The organism is Moorena sp. SIO4E2 (assembly GCF_010671945.1).
Taxonomy (GTDB): domain Bacteria; phylum Cyanobacteriota; class Cyanobacteriia; order Cyanobacteriales; family Coleofasciculaceae; genus Moorena; species Moorena producens.
In genome coordinates this window covers 1-7,256 of sequence record NZ_JAAHIE010000386.1, presented here as the reverse complement: position 1 = coordinate 7,256, position 7,256 = coordinate 1, and the positions used below count along the sequence as shown (strand labels likewise).

The window sequence follows — 7,256 nt, the reverse complement described above, 5'->3', positions numbered from 1 at the left end:
ATATCGGGTACTGCAAGCTAGAATCAATCATTAAATGCTAAAGATTGCCTTAGAGGTATATGCTATTACCTAATGGCTCCATCATTATAACTGGGTATTTATTGCTGTTGGTCTAAGTGACCCCACTCTAAAACCTATATAAAACCTAAGGTATTAATTACCATTATCTCCCTATTGTGATTAATTGTGGATCATCCTCTACCTAAAACCCCAATATTGACATCTTTTTGGCCTCCCCCAGATCTGTCTCTTGCTGCCTTTGTCGCCCCTAATGCTGTAGTTATGGGTCAGGTGTCCGTAGCTGCAGGAGTTAGCATTTGGTATGGTGCTGTAGTCAGAGGTGATGTGGAGCGCATCGAGATTGGCGATCGCACTAATATTCAAGATGGCGCAATTTTACACGGAGATCCCGGCAAGCCAACAGTTTTAGAAGACCATGTCACTGTTGGTCATCGCGCTGTCATTCATTCAGCATATATTGAACAGGGTAGCTTGATTGGTATTGGAGCAGTGGTACTAGATGGGGTTCGTGTCGGTCATGGTAGTATCGTGGGCGCTGGAGCTGTGGTTAGCAAAGACGTTCCTCCCCTTTCCCTGGTAGTCGGTGTCCCTGCCAAAAAATTACGGGATGTTTCGGAGGCTCAAGCCGCTGAACTGATTGAACATGCACGGCACTATGAAAAGTTGGCTCTAGTTCATGCCGGTAAAGGCACAGATTTAGGATTTAGTGTAACCTAATACTTCGCTGCCGTTGGCCCAAACCCGGAACAGAGAACTTCCGATCCCGGAACAATGGACAATAATTGAGAAAAACACGATCACAAAAGCCCTGTATCGCTTTTTACCGATTCCTTACCAATTAGTCAAGTGTGGGTAACATTGATTAACTTTGGTTAAGTTTTACCAAGAACCGTCCAAGGTCTTGGACAAATGGGTGATCAGGTTACTGAAAAATTAACTAAAAAAAATTGACCCATAGGTGCGACTATATTAATAAACAACTACGTACCGTCCGGTACAGGGCAGACAAGCTGAGGGAGGTTACCCCTCTAGCTTGGTAGGAGTGATATTACTTAGTCACAGCAACTTTTTCAACCAACAAGCCCACTCCTTGTAGGGGTGGGAGGTTAAAAAAACTTCAAGCATTATAGGGAGGACACTAGAACCATGGATTTACGTCTATTAATAGTCTTATTGCCTTTACTCCTGGCACTAGGCTGGGTAGTTTACAATATTGGTGCGATCGCTCTCAAACAAGCTCAAAATTATTTGAATAAATCTTAATAAATCGCGCGTCAACCAATTGAGCAATAGCACCTTTGCACAAAAGCTTAATAGCCAGCTGTTCCTTGACACTCCCCGCCCTATAAGAGCGGGGATTCTTTAATCAACGACCCAACGTGGCTCTTCCAGACCGGAATCAGGAAGAGTAGAGGTCGGATCTCCTAAAGCGTTTGGATCGATGATCCAGGTTCCTGTATGCCCTACAGTACCCAAAGCTCTTTTTAGAATATTGATAGCTGCATTATGATCGCGTTCGCGTAGCGTCGCCTTCGGCGAATCCAACACACACCCGCATGAACATGCATGAGTTCTAGTAGATAGCGATTTTTTGACAACTTCACCACAGTTTGAGCAATTTTGGCTAGTATAAGCAGGATTAACGGCTACCGTTTGCCTAGTAAACTTTTGTCCAAAATACTCTAACCACCTTCTAAATTGATACCAACCTGCATCATTAATAGACTTAGCAAGACAATGATTTTTGACCAAATTTTTCACCCTTAAATCTTGCCTTCGGCACGCTTCGCGAACGTAAGCGACCACGTCGTTAGAGTGGATTACGCAACGGGCGAGTCTCTTCGCATGTTCTTCACGTTGCCTACTTATTTTAAGGTGCGTCCTACCTAACCTATTAATGGCGCGCTTACGGTTAGCTGTTCGCGAAGCGTGGCCTACGGCCTTGCCTTTCTTTTTACGAGAAACTCGGCGCTGATAAAACTTCAGCCGCTTCTCGCCCTTACGATAAAATCTTGGATTTGGTTCTGTGTTTCCCTTAGAATCTGTGTAGAATTCTTTTAGCCCTACATCTAATCCAACGTTGGTATGTGAGGGATCTAGAGATTCCTTAATATCAACTTTGACACAGAATTGAACATAATAACCATCTGCGCGACGTACTAATCTGACTCGCTTGATCAATTTATGGTCGTAACGCCACAATTACCAGGTTCCCTTTAGTTTTAGTTTTCCGACTCCTTTTTTGTCTAAGAATTTTATCGACTTAGTATCAGGTGAGAGTCTCCAGCCCGATGTCTTGTATTCAACTGACCGGGAGAACTTTTTAAACTTGGGGTAACCCTTTTTACCAGGGACTTGTTTTTTACATTTATCGTAAAACCTAGAAATTGAACTATAAGCTCTTTCCACTGAAGCTTGGCAGGCATGAGAATTTAAGTCTTTAACAAAAGGATATTCAGATCTCAGCCACGTGTTATAGCGATACAAGTCTTTTTGTCCTATACCTTTATTATCCATCCAGTAACGGATGCACTTATTTCGGACGAATTGACCAGTGCGTATCGCCTCATCAATGGCGGCATACTGAGTTTTATTCCCCTTGACCTTAAACTCTAAAACTATCATTTTGACGTGGAACAACTCTACGTCATATTATAGCACAAAAAGAAATAAAGCCGTCCTAGAAGGACGGGGCTTGAAACCCAATTTTTTGGTCAAAAGGAGGATACAGCTGGTTTGCTTGCGCTATTGAGCAATGTTATTTTTGGCAAATTAGTGGCTCTGAACTCAATAGATAATCTAGAAAAGTACCAGCAACAATCGATAGTTGTTTGCTACGTGGATAGACAGCATACCAGTAACGCTCGATCGGAAAGTGTTCTACATCCAAAACCACCAGCTCAGAGTTAACCCCTTCTAAAATTAAGGTATGACGAGATAATATAGAAATTCCTAAACCCCCTGCGATCGCTTGCTTAATTGCCTCATTACTACCCAAATCCAGCCGCACCTTTGGTGAAATCTGGTGGTGATCGAACAGTTTTTGTACAGCTTTGCGTGTTCCCGAACCAGGCTCCCTCATAATAAAGGTTTCTTGAGCTATACGTTTAAGGGGGATATTTTTTTCCTGAGCTAGAGGATGATCGACCCGTGCGATCACAACCAGGGGGTTTTCTTGGACTGGTTTATAGCAGGTCTCCTGGTTTTCTGGAAGCTGACTCATTATGTATAAGTCATCTAGATTCTCACTGAGACGACCAAGGATGTATTCGTGGTTGGTGACTTGGAGAGAAATATCAATGCCTGGATAACGCTGGCAAAACGGACCGAGTAAACGAGGAATAAAATATTTAGCAGTTGTAATCACTGCTAAGCGCAGACGCCCCTGTTTTAAACCTTTGAGATCTGCCACTTTCATCTCAAACTGGTCTAAATTCTCAAAGATATCGCGGCAGGTTTTAACTAGTGCCTCACCAACCTGGGTCAGGTAGATTCGCTTACCTACCTGGTCAAACAGAGGCATACCAACAACTTTGGTTAGCTGCTTCACCTGCATAGAGACAGTGGGTTGGGTGAGAAACAGTTCCTCTGCAGCTCGTGTAAAGCTGTGGTGCCGAGCGACTGCTTCAAAGACCCTTAACTGATGCAATGTGGCTTGCTTCAATGATATTACTCCTATGAGGATATAGATCTTAGTCTTTGACAGTCTTTAAAGTCAGGAGTAGGGAGTGGGGAATGGGGAAAAGAGAGTTTCATAGTGTTCATGGTGGACTTTTTTCCATGGTAGCTATTATGAATCTTTGGTACGTATGGGTAAGTTTCTTAAATCTGGTAGTTCTACTAGCTCTTTTTCTGCTTCCTTTACCTTAACTGGTATTCTCAAGGGTTGTGGTTGCTCCTCCATCAGGCAACTCGCTACTGGCAAGCTTTTCTCTAAATCTTCAAGAGGTCTAGGAATCACTGTCACAGCGGTTAGTTCACCAATACGCTGGGCTTCAGCCATTCCAACTTGTAAAGCAACGGCTACATCTGCCACACGACCCCGAATAATGGCAGTACATAAACCCGCCCCAATGGTTTCGTAGGCAGTAAGCTGTACATTGGCAGCTTTGAGCATGGCATCCGAGGCACCAACCATTGCTGGCAATCCCCTGGTTTCTAAAAGACCTAGGGCATGATTACTGACCCGGCTACGATGATTTTGGTTAACTTGATCGAGTAGGTGAACACCGATGGGAAATATCACTTCCAGGTTGGGAAGTGGTCGCGCAATGATTGTCGAAGAGAGCAACTCACCCTCTCGTTGAGCATAATCCTTACCCGATTCCACAGCAATTCTCACCTCAGCGATCGCTCCCCGCACAATGGCAGTGCAGTGACCACTACCAGTTTTTTCATAACCCACAAGGGTAACTTCTGCTGACTTGAGCATGGCGTCAGCAGTACTAACAATTACTGGAAAACTTAGAGTAGAGACTAAACCTAGGGAGGCTTGGTTAAACCGTTTTCTTTTTCTCAAGGGATCGTCAGGGGCAAGCCCAGGTTTGTATAACTCCATCAGACAGAAGACCTCTCTTTGGTTGTCGGCTGTTACTTGTTGGCTTATATCAAGTTTAGAAAGTTAAGTGTAAAGCCGTAACATACAAAGCTCAATCAAGAAGCAGCTAATGCCATTGGAGTAGATGATTGGCATGGGTTTTGTCTGAGAGTGGTGTGCCGACCACCGGTATGATCTAGCATTTCTCAAATAGGTCAGGTACACAGTCGCAGGGTTGGGCGGGAGTAGGGAGTCGGGAGTCGGGAGTCGGGAGTCGGGAGTCGGGAGTAGGGAGTCGGGAAAGGGATCCCCCCTAACCCCCCTTAATAAGGGGGGACCTTAATAAGAGGGGAACGGAAGCCTTAATAAGGGGGGAACGGAAGTGGGAAAAAATCCTGTTTACCTCATTACTACGAAAACCGCTATAACAATAATTTATAACTATAATTAATTATATTAATAAAACTGGAGGCGAAACTGCTAGGACAACTAACTATAGAGCGTTACATTGAGGCATATGGGGTGGCTGTTGGCTTGACACTCCCAACCTATGTCGTTCTAGCTATCCCAATGGCGTTCCTGCTAGTCTCGCAACTAAACCCCAATAAATAGGTATAAAACGGTATTTAACTGTACAAAACCGACATTGACATTTTGCTAGCGCTAGAGTATAGTCAAGAAAGAAGACACAGCAGTTGACGATGCCAAAGAAAGTGGGCTATCCCAAGAGACTATCGACTCAAATTGTCCCCGTGGTGGGGATGAGTAAGTCGGTAGAGTTTGAGTTGTTGCAGGTAATGAAAAAACTAGGTGTCGTCAGGGCTGAGTCTTACAACAAACTCGGAAGCATTAACCATTGGGGACTGGACTGGAAAAAGGCTATCCCGGAAGTGAAGAGCTTCAGGACTCCCGATACCTTGGGGCTACCTGCTAAGTTAATGGATTGGACTATTAATGATGTAGCGAAAGCCATTACAGCGAGCCAGGCGGCCTGTACCGATGCGGTAATCAAGAAAATCTACAAACGATTTCCGGGGAAGGACAATCAAAAGACCAGAAAAGAACTTTGCTTTCAGCTTAAGACCTTAGCATTTATGGACAGTCCACTCCTTCACCGACTGATCAGAAAGGAGTTTCAGCGAGGACATTCTTGGGTCAAAAATCAGATAGTTTATCAACAAGTAGGCTATAAGTGCAGAAGGCTCTCCCGCAACACTTATCAGTTAGAGCTAGCTGGATTAAGAAGAGGAAAAAGAAACAGAATAATCGTCAGATCTAATCGCCAAATAAGTGGGCAGATTAGATTAATCCACAATCAAACTTTACAAAGATTTGAGATTCACTTCTTAGTAGACTATGGAACCGTAGAAGTACCCGCCAACCGCCGTCCTGTTGGGATAGATAAAGGGTACACAGAGGCTTTCTATGACTCAGATGGCCAAGGGCATGGTTTGAACTTGGGCAAGGCGACTACTGAAAAGTCCGACCGTATTTGTGCCAAGAATCGTAATCGAGGGAAGCTTTGGGCAATACATAGAAAACTGGAAAAACTAGATCCAGTCAAATCGGCTCGAATACTAAAAAATAATTTAAACCGAAAGACAGAAAATAAGCGCTACAGACAGAATCAGTCAGAGCTTACAGCAATAATAGGAGCTGCTTCTAAATCGCTGTTTAATGGCGAATCACTCTTAGTTTTTGCGGAAGATTTAACACAACCAATCAAAAATAAACGCCAGTCCAAGGCGATGTCTCGCAAGCTCAATAGTTGGATGAAAGGAGTAATGCGGGATTCGTTACAGAAATGGGCTAATTGGACTGGGTCGGTTGTGAAAGAAGTCCAGCCTAGTTACACGTCGCCAATTGACTCCGTGACCGGAACCCTTCTGGGGAAAAGAAGCGGGGACAGTTTTACCAGATTTAATGGGGTCGTGTTGCAGGCTGACCATAATGCTGCCAAAAATATCCTTGACAGAGGTACGGATCAGGAAATCACCCGGTACATGGTTAAAACCGAGGTACAGGCAGTATTGTTGCGTCGTACCGCGCGTTTCTTGGAAGGAATGGGACTTAGTTTACTTGATGCAATCGAGCTTGGATTGCTTAATTGCAAGCATAGCAAAACTAAGGCTTTTAAGGAACTCCTGGTCGAGATGCCAGGAACGCCTAGACAGATGAGTGGGAGGCTTGACTCCAATTGCTGACTACCACTCCTCCCTCAGGCAACAATAAATTGCACCTTGACCGTTTTATACCGGATTATCCAGATTAATGACGGTTTAAGAGTATCTCATCAAAGTTCTCACAATTGGCTTTCGAGTCCTTTTGTCTATAGCAGCAGGAAATTTGGCGTTGCTGAATTAAGGAATGAATGCGCGATCATCTGGTTTTATTAAAGCCCCCGTGGGTCCCCCAATTCTGGGGGACTTGTCTTGATGCAATAGCGAGTGGGGGAAACCCCCAAGACCGCGCTGCATCGCTTGAGAGTTTTGTTCCCCCACCGGTGCGCTTTCCGTCGGCGAATTAAATTCGCCACGGGTCGCACCGCAAAATTGGGGGGCTAGGGGGGCAAAACCATACCCATAATCAGCAACGCCGGAAATTTAGATTAAATCACAGATAATTAAACCCTTGTTTATTTGATAGCGCTTATCCTAGTAATAAGTTATACTCACCTCTTGCCCCATTCTCAATAAGC

General features: G+C 44.3%; 6 protein-coding genes and 1 pseudogene. 3 read left to right on the top strand and 4 right to left on the bottom strand.

The window, feature by feature from the left end; genetic code table 11:
* Positions 1-213: 213 nt before the first annotated feature.
* Together F6K37_RS28130 and F6K37_RS28125 are read left to right on the top strand one after the other, a co-directional pair.
* Positions 214-738 carry a gamma carbonic anhydrase family protein gene (locus F6K37_RS28130; protein ID WP_438941756.1) on the top strand — a complete coding sequence of 175 codons (525 nt, stop codon included), beginning with the start codon at positions 214-216 and terminating at the stop codon, positions 736-738.
* Between the two features lie 429 nt (positions 739-1,167).
* Entirely contained in the window at positions 1,168-1,284 is a 117-nt protein-coding gene (locus F6K37_RS28125; RefSeq protein WP_008180095.1) for a photosystem II protein Y, read from the top strand.
* An 80-nt stretch (positions 1,285-1,364) separates the two neighbouring features.
* Here F6K37_RS28125 and F6K37_RS28120 read toward each other — a convergent pair.
* The 3 genes and pseudogenes from F6K37_RS28120 to ccmO all read right to left on the bottom strand — a co-directional run bounded on the left by F6K37_RS28120 (position 1,365) and on the right by ccmO (position 4,579).
* Positions 1,365-2,646, bottom strand: a pseudogene (locus tag F6K37_RS28120) (RNA-guided endonuclease InsQ/TnpB family protein).
* A 133-nt stretch (positions 2,647-2,779) separates the two neighbouring features.
* Positions 2,780-3,685, bottom strand: coding sequence for a LysR family transcriptional regulator (locus F6K37_RS28115; protein WP_008180092.1), 906 nt, complete (start codon positions 3,683-3,685; stop codon positions 2,780-2,782).
* Positions 3,686-3,811: 126 nt separating this feature from the next.
* Positions 3,812-4,579, bottom strand: coding sequence for a beta-carboxysome assembly protein CcmO (ccmO, locus tag F6K37_RS28110; protein ID WP_008180091.1), 768 nt, complete (start codon positions 4,577-4,579; stop codon positions 3,812-3,814).
* Between the two features lie 680 nt (positions 4,580-5,259).
* Between ccmO and F6K37_RS28105 the strand changes: the two genes are divergently transcribed.
* Complete coding sequence (locus tag F6K37_RS28105; RefSeq protein ID WP_271969074.1) at positions 5,260-6,762, top strand: zinc ribbon domain-containing protein; 1,503 nt, start codon at positions 5,260-5,262, stop codon at positions 6,760-6,762.
* 188 nt (positions 6,763-6,950) lie between these two features.
* On the opposite strand, the gene F6K37_RS28100 is transcribed toward F6K37_RS28105, so the two are convergent.
* Positions 6,951-7,094, bottom strand: coding sequence for a hypothetical protein (locus F6K37_RS28100; RefSeq protein ID WP_193431516.1), 144 nt, complete (start codon positions 7,092-7,094; stop codon positions 6,951-6,953).
* Positions 7,095-7,256: the final 162 nt, after the last annotated feature.

Excerpts from the sequence above, each read along its gene's own strand:
- ccmO (WP_008180091.1), bottom strand. The coding sequence starts at position 4,579 with ATGGAGTTATACAAACCTGGGCTTGCCCCTGACGATCCCTTGAGAAAA.
- F6K37_RS28105 (WP_271969074.1), top strand. The coding sequence starts at position 5,260 with ATGCCAAAGAAAGTGGGCTATCCCAAGAGACTATCGACTCAAATTGTC.
- F6K37_RS28125 (WP_008180095.1), top strand. The coding sequence starts at position 1,168 with ATGGATTTACGTCTATTAATAGTCTTATTGCCTTTACTCCTGGCACTA.